We start from the raw sequence: 14,193 nt of genomic DNA, 5'->3' as shown, positions 1-14,193 counted from the left end.
GGGTCTCCTCCGTGGGGCTGGACGTCGGTGTCGGACCGGGCGCGGCGCGGGCGTGCGACCACACGGCCGGTGGATCGGTCCCCAGGCTAGCCACCCGCAGTCGGTGCCGTGGGGTCAAGGCAGCAGGACGGCCGGCGCGGCACCGACCTCGACGGGGGCCGTCCGCCGGGCGTGGGGGAGAATGAGCCGGTGGAGATCGCCATCCTGCTCGTGCTGCTCGCGGTCGTCGTGATCGCGGGCGAGGCGTTGTCCGAGCGCCTGGGCGCCCCGGCGCCGCTGCTGCTGACCGTCGTCGGGATCGCGCTGTCCTTCGTGCCGGGGGTGCCGGAGATCCCCCTCGAGCCTGAGATCGTGCTCATCGGGCTGCTGCCGCCGCTGCTCTACACCGCCTCGCTGTCGACCTCGCTGGTCGACATGAAGGCCAACCTTCGACCGATCATGCTGCTCTCGGTCGCCGCCGTGCTGGTGACGATGGTGGCGGTCGCCGTCGTCGTCCGGGCGCTGCTGCCGGACGTCGGCTGGCCGGTCGCGCTCGCGATCGGCGCGGTCGTCGCGCCCCCCGACGCCGTGGCGGCGACCGCCGTGGGCCGACGGATCGGCCTGCCCCGCCGGGTCGTCTCGGTGCTCGAGGGCGAGTCGCTGCTCAACGACGCGACCGCCCTCGTGGCCCTGCGCACCTCGATCGCCGCGATGGCCGGAGGCGTGAGCGCCGGCGGGGTCGCCGGCGACTTCCTGCTGGCGGCCGGGGGCGGCGTGCTCGTCGGGCTGCTCGTCTACTGGGTCGTCGCCTGGGTGCGGCGACGGCTGCACGACCCGCTGCTCGACACGGCGGTCTCCTTCGTCACCCCGTTCGCGGCCTACCTGCTGGCCGAGGAGATCCACGCCTCCGGCGTCATCGGCGTCGTCGTCGCCGGGCTGCTGCTGAGCCACCGGTCCTCGACCCTGCAGAGCGCGCAGGGGCGCATCACCGAGAGCACGACCTGGCGCACCATCTCCTTCCTGCTGGAGAACGTCGTCTTCCTCCTCATCGGGCTCCAGGCGCGGTGGATCGTGGAGGACCTCTCGGGCAGCGACCTGTCCGTCGGGACGATCGTCCTCGTGCCGGTCGCGGTGCTCGCCACGGTCATCGCGGTGCGGCTCGCCTGGGTGCACCTCACCCGGCCGCTGCTGGGCAGCCGGCTCGGGGACCGGCACGAGCCCGCCGGCGCGGCACAGACCACGCTCATCGGCTGGGCCGGTATGCGTGGCGTCGTCACCTTGGCGGCGGCCTTCATCCTCCCCGTCGACACGCCCTATCGCGACCTGCTGCTGCTCGTCGCCCTCACCGTGGTGGCGGGCACGCTGCTGCTGCAGGGGCTGACCCTGCCGGCCCTGACCCGCCTGCTCGGGGTGCGCCCGCCGGACCCGGCCGACGATGCCCTGGCCCGGGCCACGCTGCTGCAGCAGGCGGCGACCGCCGGGCTGGCGCGGCTGGAGGAGCTGGAGACGACGGACACCGTGGAGGTGGCCCGCACGATCCGCCAGCGCCTGGACCAACGCACCTTCGCGGCCTGGGAGCAGCTCTCGACGACCGAGGGTCGGCAGACGCCCTCGGACGCCTACGCCGCGCTGCGCCGGGCGATGATCGAGGCCGAGCGCGAGCGCATCCTGCACATCCGCGCCAAGGGGAAGGTCCCCTCGCCCGTGGTGCGTCAGGTGCTGGGCATGCTCGACCTGGAGGAGTCGATGATCGACTCCTCGGCCAGCGCCCGGGAGGACATCCGGGCCACCGGCAGCGACGGGCACCTGCAGTGTCCCGAGCTGCGGGCCTACCCGATCGGACCGGCCGCCCCGGAGCCGCGCTGCGAGCTCTGCGCACAGGAGGGGCTGGAGGTCGTGGCCCTGCGCCAGTGCCGGGAGTGCGGCCACGTCGGCTGCTGCGACAGCTCCGCCGGCCAGCACGCCAGCGCCCACTTCCACGAGACCGGGCACCCGGTCATGCAGTCCGCCGAGCCGGGCGAGAGCTGGCGCTGGTGCTACGTGCACCACCTCGCGACCTGACTAGTCTGGCCGGGTGACCCACACTCCCTCCATCGTCGTGCTCTCGGAGAGCCACCTCGACACGCTGCTGTCGCAGTTCGCGCGCTACAGCGGCGAGTACGCCGTCATCCCCACCAGCACCCCGCTCGCCGCGAAGCAGCTGCTCGGCACGATGGTGGCCGACGGCATACCGGTGGCGCTGCTCGTCGTCGACCACCCGGTCTCCGGGGTCGAGACCGAGCACGTGCTGGCCAAGCTGCGCCTCCTGGTGCCCACCGCGCGGCGGATGGCGGTCTCGCACTGGGACCACTTCCGGCAGGGCGCGGTGGAGATGCGGACGCCGGTCGCCAACGGGGCCATCGACGCCTTCATGCTGCTGCCGCGGGGCAAGCGGGACGAGGAGTTCCACGTCGCCGTCGGCGAGCTGCTCAACGACTGGAACGCCACGGTCGCGACGCCCGAGGTGGAGTCGACGCAGATCATCACCCCCGAGCGGGACGCGCTCACCAACCAGCTGCTGGAGTACCTCACCCGGGTCGGGGCACCGACCGGGGTGCACGCGCCGGACAGCGAGGTCGGGCAGCAGGTGCTCGCCCGGATGGAGGCCGACGGGACCCCGGCGTGGCCCGTCGTCGCGACCTTCGACCAGGTCGGCCCGGTCTCCTCCGTCCGCGACATGGCGACCCGGCTCTACGGCCGCCCCGACGAGATCGAGCAGGACCAGGTCGCCGATGTCGTGGTCGTGGGCGCCGGACCCGCCGGGCTCGCGGCGGCGGTCTACGCCTCCAGCGAGGGGCTGCGGACCGTGGTGCTGGAGTCCGAGGCCATCGGCGGCCAGGCGGGGACGAGCTCGATGATCCGCAACTACCTCGGCTTCCCCCGGGGCATCTCCGGTATGCGCCTCGGGCAGCGCGCGCGGCTGCAGGCGATCCGCTTCGGCACGCAGTTCTACACCGGGTGGCCGGCCGTCGAGCTGGTGCCGGGCGCCGACGGGGCGCCGCACCGGGTGGTCACCGAGGGCGGCGACGTCCTCGCGCGGGCCGTCGTCATCGCGACCGGGGTGGAGTACCGCCGCCTCGGCATCGAGTCGCTGGAGGAGCTCGTCGGTCGCGGGGTCCACTACGGGGCGGCCATGGCGGCCGCCCGCGAGATGGAAGGCCGGGACGTCGTGGTCGTGGGCGGCGGCAACTCGGCCGGCCAGGCGGCCGTGCACCTGGCCCGCTTCGCCCGGTCGGTGAGCGTCGTGGTCCGGCGCGACGACCTCAGCTCGACGATGTCGGCATACCTGACCCAGGAGCTGGACGCGAACCCCCGGATCACTGTCTACGGCCGGGCACAGGTCGTCGACGGAGGGGGTGATGACCGGTTGGAGTGGCTGGAGCTCGAGCACACGGACACAGAGCACCGCCAGCGGATCGAGGTCGGCGGGCTCTTCCTGCTCATCGGCGCCGAGCCGCACTGCGACTGGCTGCCGCCGGAGCTGGCCCTCGACGAGCGCGGCTTCGTGCTCACCGGGCGACAGGTGCCGCAGGAGCAGTGGCTCGAGGACCTGCCGCCGGCGCCGCAGACCACCAGCGTGCCCGGGATCTTCGCCGCCGGGGACGTCCGGGCCGGCAGCATGAAGCGGGTCGCCTCCGCCACCGGCGAAGGCGCCTCGGTCGTCTCGCTGGTCCACGGTTACCTGGACGAGCAGCGGCGCTGAGGCACGCCGTCGTCCGGGGTGCTCGACCACCGCGCCCGCCAGGATGATGACCGACGTCCGTCGCCGTCGCCGTCGTCGCCACGGCCGCGCTCGCGCTGGCGGCTGGCGGCCTGGCGCTCAGCCGAGAGGCCGGGCGTAGTCGACCACGACCGGAGCGTGGTCGCTGAGCCGGACCCCCCGGTGCTCCCGGTCGACGACCGCCGAGACGGCGCGGCGCGCCAGGCCGGGCGTCGCGAGCTGGTGGTCGATCCGCCACCCGGCGTCCCGGGCATACGCCTGCCCGAGCCAGGACCACCAGGTGTAGGGCCCCTCGACGCCCGGGTGCAGGCGGCGGACGACGTCGACGAGGGTGCGCGGCGAGAGCTGGGCGTCCAGCCACGCCCGCTCCTGCGGGAGGAAGCCCTCGGACTGCTGGTTGCGGCGCCAGGAGGCCACGTCGAGCCGGGTGTGCGCGAGGTTGAGGTCGCCGGTGAGCAGGAACTCCCGGCCGCGGGCGCGGGCCGCCCGGCGCGAGCGCGAGAGCTGCCGGGCGAAGGCGTCGAGGAAGTGCATCTTGCGGGCATACCTCGCGCCGCCGTCGGGCTCGTCCCGCATCCTCCCCGGCTGCTGCAGCTCGGCGGGCAGGCCTCCCTTGGGCAGGTAGAGACTGGCCACCGTCACCGCCGCGTCGGCCAGGTCGACGTCGACCTCGACGTAGCGGCCCTCGCCGGCATACCGGGAGATCCCGCGCGCGAGGGTGCCGGGTGCGTCGGCGGCGACGAGGCCGGTATGTCGCTCGCCGGGTGCGCGCAGGAGCACCTCGGCTCCCCAGGTGCGGACCGCGGCGGGGCGGCTGCGGGTGAGGACGGCGACCCCGTTGCGCCCGGGGATCGACCCCGGGTCGTAGGCGACGTGGTAGCCGCCGAAGGCGTCCTCGGGCAGGTCCTCGACCCGGCACCGGACCTCCTGCAGCGTCACCACGTCGCAGTCGCGCTGCGCCAACCAGTCGCCGAACCCGCGCCGCCGCGCGGCCCGGATGCCGTTGACGTTGACCGAGGCGACGCGGAGCACCCCGCGATGCTACGGGCCGGCCGCGCGGTCTGCGCCGACCGGCCGCACGGTTTGCGTCCGTCGACCTGCGGGCGCACCGTAGTCCTATGAGCGAACACCCCCACGAGGACGAGAGCGGCATCCGCGACTACACCCCCGAGCAGGAGGCGGAGGCCGAGGTCAACCTCGACGAGCCGGACGCCACCGCGGACGTCGCCTGGAGCCCGCCGGACCGCCGACCGGTGAGCTCGGAGTTCGCCGACGACGACCGCGCCGAGGAGACCATCGACCAGCGGATCGCCCAGGAGCTGCCGGAGGAGGGCACCTCCTACGGCCGCCCCGAGACCGGGGGTGAGGACACCGCCCGGGAGCCGCAGACCGAGCTAATTGGGGGCGAGGACCCGGACGCCATCCCCGCCGACCAGGACGTGCTCGGCGGACCTGCCGAGATGCCGACGACGCACCCCGAGGACTCGGCCGGCGAGCCGGCCGAGGAGGCGGCGCTGCAGGTCCGCGAGGGCGAGTGGGACGACGAGCGGCCCTGATCCGGTATGCCGCGCGGCCGGTCCATGCAGACCGCACGACCGGTCGGTCGTGGTGTCAGCAGGTGGCGAGCAGCATCGGCACCAGGGCATCGTTGAGGTCGTAGAGCGCGTCCTGCGCGAGCGTCTGGTCCCGCCCGGTCACGCCGAGCGAGAACTGGCGCGCGCCGTCCCGTGAGGTGAAGGTCAGGCTGAGGCTGCCCAGCGACGCGCCGTCGTGGCCGTGGAGGAACGCGCCGGGTCGGCACGGGTCAGGGATGGAGTACATCCCCAACCCGTAGTTCATGATGGTGTCCGAGGACGGCGTGACCATCGCCTCGACGCTCTCCTGGGAGAGCAGCTCACCGGACATCAGGGAGCCGGTCAGGTCCTGCAGGTCCTCGACCGTGGCGACAGCGGCACCCGAGGCGCGGAAGACGTCCGGGTCGAAGGTCTCCAGCCCGATCCACCCCCGTCCGTCGACGAACATCGCCTCGTGCAGGGCGGCGCCCTGCATCCCCGGCTCGTCCGGGTAGCGCGTCTGGCCCATGCCCGCGGGCCGACGGATCCGCTCGGTGATGAGGGTCCCGACGTCGCTGCCGGTCGCCTCCTCCAGGAGCATCCCGAGCGTGACGTAGCCGGCGTTGGAGTAGAGGAACCCCTCCCCCGGCTCCAGCTCCCACTCGAGCGCGTTGACCGCGGCGATGTGCTCGGCGTCGGTGTAGTCCCGGCTCACCGCCGCGACGAAGGCGTCCCAGTCCTCGGGGTCGTCCCCCAGGTACGGCGCGATGAGCTCGCCGGTGCCCCGGGGCATACCCGAGGTATGGCTCAGCAGGTGCCGGATCGTGACCTCGGGGTGGTCCGGGAAGAGGCCGGGGATCACCTCCTCCACCGGGGTGTCGAGGGTCCAGGTGCCCGCCTCCACCTCCTGCATGACGAGGGTCGCGACGAGCATCTTGGTGTTGCTCGCCACGCGCAGCGGGCTGCGGTCGAGCGCCGGTGCGGTGCCGTCCAGGCTTCGCGTCCCGGCCGAGCCGGACCAGCGCAGCGTCGGGGTGTCCACCCGTGCGGTGACCCCGATGGCGCCGTCGGCCACGAGCTGCTCCAGCCCGGCGTCCAGGTCGGGGCGCAGGGAGCGGGGCAGCCGGTCGGTGCCAGGCAGCCCCTGCGTCGCCGGCAGGTCTGCCGCCGTGGACCGCTGGGCCTGCGCCGCTGCCTCGCGGATCGACCGGCGCAGCTCGTCCTCGGGCTCGACCGTCATCGGCGCCGGCAGGGCGTCGGGCTGCGGCTGCTCCTGCGTGCCCGGCACGGCTCCCGCCGTGGCGGGGACGGCCGCCAGGGCCAGGGCGGCGATGCTGGTGGTGATGGTGCGTCGGTGCATGGTGTCCCTCCCAGAGATGGCTGAACCGATACCTCCCACCCTGCCCCCACCCGGGGCGACGCGCCTCCGCCCGTGGCAGGAGATCACTCCTCCCACGGACGGAGATCGCGGCGGTCAGCGGGCGCCCACCCACTCCTGCAGGTGCTCGGCGGTCAGGGTCGACCCGTCCTGCACCATCTGGGCCGGGGTGCCCTCGAAGACGACCTCACCACCGTCGTGCCCCGCCCCGGGACCGATGTCGATGACGTGGTCGGCGTTGGCCACGACGGCGAGGTTGTGCTCGATGACGACCAGGCTGTGCCCCTGGTCCACGAGGGTGTGCAGCATCTGGACCAGACGCTCGGTGTCCGCCAGGTGCAGTCCCGCGGTCGGCTCGTCGAGGACGATCGTGGTGCCCTTGCCCCCCAGCTGGGAGGCGAGCTTGAGCCGCTGCCGCTCGCCGCCGGACAAGGTCGTCAGCGGCTGACCGAGGCGCAGGTAGCCCAGGCCGACGTCGACCAGCCGCGCCAGGATGCCCTGCGCCTTGCCCGAGGTGAAGACCTCCGCGGCCTGCGCGATCGAGAGGTCGAAGACCTCGGCGATGGTGAGCCCGTGCAGGGTGTGCTCGAGCACGTCCTCGCGGAAGCGTCGACCGCCGCACGTCTCGCACTGCGACGGGCCGCCGACGAGCATGCCCTGCTCGGGGTAGATGACGCCCTGGCCGTTGCACGCCGGGCAGGCCCCCTCGGAGTTGGGTGAGAAGAGCGCGGCCTTGACGCCGTTCTCCTTCGCGAAGGCCGTGCGGATCGGGTCGAGCAGCCCGGAGTAGGTCGCCGGGTTGGGGCGGCGCGAACCGCGGATCGGCGACTGGTCGACGATGAGCACGTCCTCACGTCCGCTGAGCGAGCCGTGGACCAGCGAGCTCTTGCCGGACCCTGCGACACCGGTCACCGCGACGAGCACGCCGGTCGGGACGTCGACGTCGACGTGCTTGAGGTTGTGCGTCGCGGCGCCGCGGATCTGGATCGCCCCGGTCGCGGACCGCAGCTCCTCCGGGTCGCGCAGCGGCATACGGTGGTCGAGGTAGTGCCCGGTGACCGTGTCGGAGGTCCGCAGCCCTGCGACGTCGCCCTCGAAGGTGATCGAGCCGCCGTCGTTGCCGGCGCCCGGGCCGATGTCGATGACGTGGTCGGCGGCCTCGATGACCTCGGGCTTGTGCTCGACCACGAGGATCGTGTTGCCCTTGTCGCGCAAGGACTCCAGCAGCGCGATCATCCGACGGATGTCGTGCGGGTGGAGACCGACGGTCGGCTCGTCGAAGACGTAGGTGACGTCGGTGAGCGCGCTGCCCAGCTGCCGGATCATCTTGACCCGCTGCGCCTCACCGCCGGACAGGGTCCCGGCCTCCCGGTCGAGCGAGAGGTAGCCCAGCCCGATCTCGGTGAACGAGTCGAGCATCGCCGCGAGGTTGCTGACCAGGGGCGCGACCGAGGTGTCCGGTATGCCGCGCACCCACTCGGCGAGATCGCTCACCTGCATCGCGGTGCACTCGGGGATGGTCGTGCCGGCCACCGTGGCCGTGCGCGCCGCCTCGTTGAGCCGGGTGCCGCCGCACTCGGTGCACGGACCGGTGGTGGCGACCCGCTCCTTGAAGTCGATCATGTGCTTCTGCTTCGGCTCCTTGTCGCCGAAGAGCGTGCGCCGGATCCGCACGACCAGGCCCTCGTAGGTGAGGTTGATCCCGGCGAACTTCACCTTGGTGGGCTCCTGGTACATCAGCCAGTGCCACTCCCGCTCGGAGTAGTCCCCCAGGACCTTGTCCATGTCGAGCTTGCCGTCGGCGGCCGCCCCCTCGTCGCCGTACATCTTCCAGCCCCAGGTGCCCACGCCGTAGCCGGGCACGAGGATCGCACCGTCGTTGAGCGAGAGGGACCGGTCGACGACGACGTCCTCGTCGATCGCGGCCTGCTGCCCCAGCCCCTCGCACACCGGGCACATGCCGCCGATGAACTCGAAGGTCGCGACCTCTCCCTTGGGCGGCTTGCCGTCCTTCTCGACGACGAGCCGGCCGCTGCCGCTGGCCGAGGCCTGGTTGAAGGAGAAGGCCGAGCTCGGGCCGACGTGCGGCTCGGAGAGCCGGCTGAAGAGGATCCGGAGCAGGGCGTAGGTGTCCGTCGCGGTGCCCACGGTCGACCGGGCGTTGGCACCGAGTCGTTCCTGGTCGACCACGATGGCCGCCGAGAGCCCGTCCAGCTCCTCCACCTCGGGGCGGCTCGTGACCGGCATGAAGGACTGCAGGAAGGCGGAGTAGGTCTCGTTGATCAGGCGCTGGCTCTCCGCGGCGACGGTCCCGAAGACCAGGCTCGACTTGCCCGAGCCGGAGACGCCGGAGAACACGGTCATCCGACGCTTGGGGATGTCGACGTCGACGTCGTGGAGGTTGTTGACCCGGGCGCCACGGACCCTGATGACGTCGTGACTGTCAGCAGGATGCATGCGCTGATCGTGCCACGCACTCGCGACCGGAGGGGCCTGATCTCTGGACGCACCGGGCGTCCGGTCCGGACGCCGCGGTTCCGGGACTCCCTGAGCCGCCGGTGACCAGTCCGTATCCGAGTGGTGCCGCCCCGCTCTGAGAGGGTGAGCACAGGCATACCCGCCGCGAACCCGCAGGAGGCGCACCGATGAACGCCGACGAGCTGTCCGTCGCGACCTTCAACCTCTACAACCTCAACCTGCCTGGCGGCCCGATGTACCAGGACGCCGACGGCTGGAGCACCGAGGAGTATGCCGCCAAGGTCGCCTGGTCGGCGCGCCTGCTGCGCGAGCTGGCACCCGGCGTCCTGGGGGTGCAGGAGCTGTGGCACGCCGACGCGCTGGCCGAGGTGGTCACCCAGGCCGGGATGGACGAGGACTACGAGCTGCTCGCCGCACCCGCGACCGGTGCCAGGATCGTGTGCGGGGCGCTGGTGCGGCGGGACCTGCTCGTCCCGGACTCGGCGCGGTGGATCGAGGACTTCCCCGACGACCTGCGGCTGACCTCCTCCGGTGAGGACCCGCAGACCCCGGAGATCGACGTGGGCATCCGTGGCTTCTCCCGCCCGGTGCTCCGGTTCGAGATCGCCCCGCGCGAGGACGAGCCGCCGACCGCGGTCTACGTCTGCCACTTCAAGTCCAAGGCGCCGACCCAGATCTGGCGGGAGGGGTGGTACAACGCCGACCGCGACCGCTACAAGCCGCACACCACGGCCATCGGGGCGGCGCTGTCCACCATCCGGCGGACCGCCGAGGCGGCCGCGCTACGGGTGATCCTCACCACGGAGACCAAGGGCACGGTGACGCCGGTCATCGTGCTCGGCGACGTCAACGACGGGCAGCACTCCAACACCCTCAACATCCTCACCGAGCAGCCCCGCTACCTCGTGGGCGAGTCACGTGGCGGGGGCGACATCGCTCTCTACACGGCGCAGACGCTGCAGCAGTACCGCGACACCCGCGACGTCTACTACACGCACGTCTACCAGGACCTGCGCGAGTCGCTGGACCACGTCCTCGTCTCCGAGCAGTTCTACGACCACTCCTACCGGCGGCGCTGGCTCTTCGACGGGCTCGTGATCTACAACGACCACCTCAACACCGAGGACCACAAGACCGACGGGACCGCGGACCACGGCATCGTGCTCGTGCGCTTCACCCACGACCCGGCCTGACCTGGGGGTATGCGCGGGGCTTGCCTTGCGCTAAAGGGGTGAGGTTATCCTTACCTCATGACGAGCACCCCACCGGTCGTCGGGCCGCAGCTTGACCCCCGCGCCGCGACGACCCGGTCGACGGCCGCGCGGCTGCTCGACGGCGCTGGTCGCGCCACGGTCGTGGCCTACCGCGAGGACGCGGGACGACCGCATCAGGTGCTCGCGCACGGACTCACCCCGGCCGACGTCCTGGCCGTCGCGCTCCCCACCGCCTGCCTGGCGGAGGGCGAGGGCTGCCACGAGGTCCGGCTGCGGATCGACCAGCACGGCGCCGATCCTCGGCTGCGGGTCTCGACGGCCAGCGTGCACGCCCTCGCGCACCTGCGGCTCGTGGAGGACGTGGAGCTCGGCCGGTTGGCCGCCCTGGGGCTCCTCCCGACCGAGGTCGGGTGGGCCGCCGAGGCCGGGGCCCGGGTCGCGCTGCTCGCGCTGGACCGCGTGCTCCTGCACGACCAGGGAGGGGTGACCCCCCTGGCGTTCGCCGAGCTGGTCTGCTCGGACCGCTTCCCGCACCGGTCGCAGGAATGGCTCTGCCACGAGATCGCCCAGGCGGTCGACGACCCCGCGGCCGTCGTGGCGCAGGTCTGCGCCGGCGACCGGGCCGGGGTCGTCGGCCAGGGACACCCCACCCCGGCGTCGGTGCGACCCTATGTCGGCCAGACGGTGCTGGCCGACGTCGACGGGACCGGCTGCACGTGGCTACGCATCGACGCCGACCGGACCCGGACGGTCTTCGTGCCCTTCGACGCACCGGTCCGCGACCTCGATCAGCTCGAGGCCGCGGTGACCGGTCTGGGTCAGCCGGCGGTGTAGCTCAGGCAGTTGGCGGTGTCCCCGCCGACGGTAATGGCCTCGGCCGTGCACATGAGGTCCTTGTTGTGCGCGCACTCCAGTCGCTGGCAGGCACCCACGTGCCCCTCGGCGACGGGGAGGCCCCCGCGCACGTCCAGCTCGACGAAGGTGCCGCACGAGGGGCCGCCGGAGTCACCGGCGATGGTGACGGCCTCGGCGCTGCACCCACCGTTGTTGTAGGCGCACGCGGTCGCGGCGCACGAGGTGATTGCGGTCATGGTGGCCATGGTTCTGGTCCTTTCTCGTCGGTCAAGGAAGTGTTTCCGACACCATCACGGTAGGGCTGTCGGGACGCGGCCCACAAGGACATCGCACCTGATCGGACAAAGGGGAAAAGGGCATTCTCCTTTGACGCCGAGGCGCCGCGCAGGTGCGGCTGCGGACATTTCGGATGATTTCGCTGACGCATTCATGCACCTTCCCGATGAGGGCGTGCTCAGGGCGAGCGCCGGAGCGGGCAAGATGGGGTCATGAGCTACGACATCACCCTGTGCCCACGGGATGCGGGGCAGAGCTGGGAGGACGCGCTCGCCGCCGCAGACGCCGAGGACTCCGGCAGGGAGGCCGACGAGCAGGCGCTCACCGAGGGCGTGGAGACGTTCCGCCGGATCGAGACCCGGCTGCGCGAGGTGCTCAGCGGCGAGCTCGAGACCTGGGTGGCCGAGGAGACCGGCGGCGACGTCTACGGCGAGCTGACGGCGCCCCGGACCGGCATCCAGGTGGAGCTCTTCGACGGCTCCGCGGCGGTGAGCCTGGGTGAGCGGGAGGCCGGCGAGGAGCCCTCCGAGGACTCGGGCCCCGATCGTGCACAGGTGCTCGAGGAGGCTCGTCGCGCCGTGGGGATCGTCGCCGCGGAGACCGGCTACCAACCCTTCGACCACCAGACCGAGGAGCCCTTCGACGGGACCTTCCGCGAGGGGGCGCCTGGCGCGGAGCCTGCCGAGGCACGGCAGGTCAGACCGGGATCGCCCGGCCCTCGGCGGCCGAGATCGCGCGGCGGGACCCCGCCAGCCTGCGCCGCCGTGGCTGGGTCTACCTCGTGCTCGGCGTGGCCATCACCGTCTTCGCCGCCAACCGGCTCGCCTCCGGGGAGCGCGGGGTGCTGACGATCATGCTGCTCGTGATCGGGATCCTCGACCTGCTCGGTGGGCTGTTCCTGCTGTCCGTCGGCCGCCGCGCCGCCGAGGACGAGCGCACCCGGCTCGGTGGCCCGGAGGAGTCGGGGTCGGGTCCGGACGCGGCAGGGACCACCCCGGGCTGAGGACGCCGACCCGCCGGCAGCGGGCTTCAGCCCCACCCCGAGAGGTCGTCCGGGACGTCGACGGCATACCGGCGCAGCAGCTCCAGCGGCACCAGCTCGAGCACCTGCTCATGGGTGCTGGCGAGCACCACCGGGGCCGCCCGTCCCTCCTCGTGGGACTGCAGCCAGCGCAGCGCCACCACGCACCAGCGGTCCCCCGGCGTCAGGCCGGGGAATCCCCAACTCGGACGCGGTGTGAGCAGGTCGTTGCCGACCGAGAACTGGTGTGCCAGGAACTCCTCGGTCACCACGGCGCAGATCCCGTGCACGCCGACGTCCTGCGGGGTGACCTCGCAGCACCCGGACCGGGTGAAGCCCGTCACCGGGTCGGTGCCGCACTCCCGCAGCGGGGTGCCCAGGACGTTGCGCATGCCGCCAGCATTTCACGTCGACGACCGGGCGACCGGCAAAGGACGGCCCCGGCGAGAGATCCCCGGTCGGTGTCCGCACCGAATCACCCGGGTGTCCGGCGAATGACCGCCCCGGCGGGATTTCCCCGGTCGACCGGCCTCTCAGCCCTGCTCCACCCGGGCGTCGAGGGCCTGCAACTGCGCCAGCCCGGCCCGCACGACCCGCTCGTCCCCGCTGCGCAGCTTGGCGACGGCGCTGCGCACCTCGCCCGGCCGCAGCCCCGCCTTCTTCGCCTGCCGCAGGTGCGCCCTGCTGTCCAGCCTCAGCTCCAGCACCGCCCGCGCCTGCTCCCGCACGTCGGGCGGCGGTGCAGGCGTGGCCTGCTGCGTCGCCATCTGGGCGGCCGGCATCGTCGACCCGACGAGGGCCGGGGCGACGGCGGCGGCATAGGCCTGGTTGCCCGGACGGTTGGGGTGGAAGGACTCGTCGATCGGGAAGGACAGGTTGTTGATCCAGGGCTGCGTGTCGCAGACGGCGTGGCCGGCGAAGTCGTCCCGCACCTCGACGTAGGTGAAGCCGGAGGCGGTGGAGCGGTCGGCGATCATCTCGTCGAGCTCGGCGGTGCCGTCGTTGAGCCGGGCCATCTCGCCGCGCGAGAAGAAGGTCAGCCAGCTGCAGTCCCGGCCGTTGAAGAGGTACGGGTAGCCGGCGACGGCGACCGTGGCGTCCGGAGCCCGGTCGTCGATGGCGCCGTAGACCTCGTCCAGCCGACCGGGCAGCTCGGTCCGCAGGACGACGAGCGCGTCGTCGATCTCCCCGTCGCAGTCGCTGATCCACCCGGGCAGGGCGCACTCGGTGAGCACGTCGGCGAAGCGACGTCGTTGCCGCCGATCGTCACGGAGACCTGGCCGGTCCCCGGGCCCAGCGTGTCGAGCTGGTCGGCGAGCACATCGGCCGTCTCCGCCCCGGAGCACGCCTGGTAGTCCAGGTCCAGGCCCTTCGCCCGGGCGACGAGCTCGGGATATCCCCGCGGCGAGCGGTAGCACGAGTCCGTGCGGTCGAAGGTGCCCGTCCCCGCCGAGAAGCTGTCGCCGAGGGCGACGTAGGCCGAGCTGGCGGCCGAGGACGGGGTGACCGCGAGGGTGGCGCCCATCGCGAGAGCGCTGGCGGTGGCGAGAAGGGTCCGTGTCGTCGTTGACATGGGCCCAGCCAAGCACAGCCGGCCGCTCAGTGCGGCGCAGCGCTCACCAGCAGCGATGTGGTCGCCAGGGATGACGACGGCCCGCGGCGTCGCCCACAGCGCCTCG

The 14,193-nt window shown here is 72.7% G+C and carries 13 protein-coding genes and 1 pseudogene; 7 read left to right on the top strand and 7 right to left on the bottom strand.

Features of this window, described 5'->3' with window-relative positions:
* Positions 1-108 precede the first annotated feature (108 nt).
* Both BJF80_RS04255 and BJF80_RS04250 read left to right on the top strand, forming a co-directional pair.
* Positions 109-2,040, top strand: a complete 1,932-nt coding sequence (locus tag BJF80_RS04255; RefSeq protein ID WP_321166338.1) for a Na+/H+ antiporter — start codon at positions 109-111, stop codon at positions 2,038-2,040.
* Between the two features lie 13 nt (positions 2,041-2,053).
* Complete coding sequence (locus BJF80_RS04250) at positions 2,054-3,721, top strand: NAD(P)/FAD-dependent oxidoreductase (RefSeq protein ID WP_075811596.1); 1,668 nt, start codon at positions 2,054-2,056, stop codon at positions 3,719-3,721.
* Positions 3,722-3,838: 117 nt separating this feature from the next.
* Here BJF80_RS04250 and BJF80_RS04245 read toward each other — a convergent pair whose 3' ends face one another.
* Positions 3,839-4,771, bottom strand: coding sequence for an exodeoxyribonuclease III (locus tag BJF80_RS04245; protein ID WP_075811594.1), 933 nt, complete (start codon positions 4,769-4,771; stop codon positions 3,839-3,841).
* Positions 4,772-4,857: 86 nt separating this feature from the next.
* Here BJF80_RS04245 and BJF80_RS04240 point away from each other — a divergent pair, with 86 nt between their 5' ends.
* Positions 4,858-5,295, top strand: a complete 438-nt coding sequence (locus BJF80_RS04240; RefSeq protein WP_075811592.1) for a hypothetical protein — start codon at positions 4,858-4,860, stop codon at positions 5,293-5,295.
* A gap of 55 nt (positions 5,296-5,350) precedes the next feature.
* On the opposite strand, the gene BJF80_RS04235 is transcribed toward BJF80_RS04240, so the two are convergent.
* The gene (locus tag BJF80_RS04235; RefSeq protein WP_075811590.1) at positions 5,351-6,652 is read right to left on the bottom strand and encodes a serine hydrolase domain-containing protein; all 1,302 of its coding nucleotides are present in this window, start codon (positions 6,650-6,652) and stop codon (positions 5,351-5,353) included.
* Positions 6,653-6,766: 114 nt separating this feature from the next.
* A complete protein-coding gene (locus BJF80_RS04230; protein ID WP_075811588.1) occupies positions 6,767-9,127 on the bottom strand; it encodes an excinuclease ABC subunit UvrA in 2,361 nt (786 codons plus the stop codon).
* A gap of 188 nt (positions 9,128-9,315) precedes the next feature.
* Here BJF80_RS04230 and BJF80_RS04225 point away from each other — a divergent pair, with 188 nt between their 5' ends.
* Both BJF80_RS04225 and BJF80_RS04220 read left to right on the top strand, forming a co-directional pair.
* Positions 9,316-10,341 carry an endonuclease/exonuclease/phosphatase family protein gene (locus BJF80_RS04225; RefSeq protein ID WP_075811586.1) on the top strand — a complete coding sequence of 342 codons (1,026 nt, stop codon included), beginning with the start codon at positions 9,316-9,318 and terminating at the stop codon, positions 10,339-10,341.
* A 57-nt stretch (positions 10,342-10,398) separates the two neighbouring features.
* A complete protein-coding gene (locus BJF80_RS04220; protein ID WP_075811584.1) occupies positions 10,399-11,196 on the top strand; it encodes a hypothetical protein in 798 nt (265 codons plus the stop codon).
* Here the strand turns inward: BJF80_RS04220 and BJF80_RS04215 are convergent.
* Positions 11,181-11,462, bottom strand: a complete 282-nt coding sequence (locus BJF80_RS04215; RefSeq protein WP_075811582.1) for a DUF1540 domain-containing protein — start codon at positions 11,460-11,462, stop codon at positions 11,181-11,183. The two genes, BJF80_RS04220 and BJF80_RS04215, sit on opposite strands and share 16 nt — an antisense overlap.
* 243 nt (positions 11,463-11,705) lie before the next feature.
* Between BJF80_RS04215 and BJF80_RS04210 the strand changes: the two genes are divergently transcribed.
* Entirely contained in the window at positions 11,706-12,341 is a 636-nt protein-coding gene (locus BJF80_RS04210; protein ID WP_075811580.1) for a hypothetical protein, read from the top strand.
* Positions 12,335-12,496: a hypothetical protein gene (locus tag BJF80_RS04205; protein ID WP_158068470.1), complete on the top strand. Its 162-nt coding sequence runs from the start codon at positions 12,335-12,337 to the stop codon at positions 12,494-12,496. The genes BJF80_RS04210 and BJF80_RS04205 overlap by 7 nt, the downstream gene beginning before the upstream one ends.
* A gap of 26 nt (positions 12,497-12,522) precedes the next feature.
* Here the strand turns inward: BJF80_RS04205 and BJF80_RS04200 are convergent, their stop codons facing one another.
* The 3 genes and pseudogenes from BJF80_RS04200 to BJF80_RS19675 all read right to left on the bottom strand — a co-directional run.
* Positions 12,523-12,906 carry a DUF2237 family protein gene (locus tag BJF80_RS04200; RefSeq protein ID WP_022923415.1) on the bottom strand — a complete coding sequence of 128 codons (384 nt, stop codon included), beginning with the start codon at positions 12,904-12,906 and terminating at the stop codon, positions 12,523-12,525.
* A 141-nt stretch (positions 12,907-13,047) separates the two neighbouring features.
* Complete coding sequence (locus BJF80_RS19680; protein ID WP_237767412.1) at positions 13,048-13,749, bottom strand: SGNH/GDSL hydrolase family protein; 702 nt, start codon at positions 13,747-13,749, stop codon at positions 13,048-13,050.
* 53 nt (positions 13,750-13,802) lie between these two features.
* Positions 13,803-14,039: pseudogene (locus BJF80_RS19675) on the bottom strand (SGNH/GDSL hydrolase family protein); the annotation flags it as partial.
* Between the last annotated feature and the right edge of the window lie 154 nt (positions 14,040-14,193).

The sequence above is a fragment of the Serinicoccus sp. CUA-874 genome, assembly GCF_001942225.1.
GTDB classification, from domain to species: Bacteria; Actinomycetota; Actinomycetes; order Actinomycetales; family Dermatophilaceae; genus Ornithinicoccus; species Ornithinicoccus marinus.
This window is presented reverse-complemented; position numbering and strand designations above follow the sequence as displayed.

Bases quoted from the DNA above. Each gene is read 5' to 3' on its own strand.
- BJF80_RS04215 (WP_075811582.1), bottom strand. From the start codon at position 11,462: ATGGCCACCATGACCGCAATCACCTCGTGCGCCGCGACCGCGTGCGCC.
- BJF80_RS04200 (WP_022923415.1), bottom strand. From the start codon at position 12,906: ATGCGCAACGTCCTGGGCACCCCGCTGCGGGAGTGCGGCACCGACCCG.
- BJF80_RS04220 (WP_075811584.1), top strand. From the start codon at position 10,399: ATGACGAGCACCCCACCGGTCGTCGGGCCGCAGCTTGACCCCCGCGCC.
- BJF80_RS04225 (WP_075811586.1), top strand. From the start codon at position 9,316: ATGAACGCCGACGAGCTGTCCGTCGCGACCTTCAACCTCTACAACCTC.
- BJF80_RS04230 (WP_075811588.1), bottom strand. From the start codon at position 9,127: ATGCATCCTGCTGACAGTCACGACGTCATCAGGGTCCGTGGCGCCCGG.
- BJF80_RS04210 (WP_075811580.1), top strand. From the start codon at position 11,706: ATGAGCTACGACATCACCCTGTGCCCACGGGATGCGGGGCAGAGCTGG.
- BJF80_RS04235 (WP_075811590.1), bottom strand. From the start codon at position 6,652: ATGCACCGACGCACCATCACCACCAGCATCGCCGCCCTGGCCCTGGCG.
- BJF80_RS04240 (WP_075811592.1), top strand. From the start codon at position 4,858: ATGAGCGAACACCCCCACGAGGACGAGAGCGGCATCCGCGACTACACC.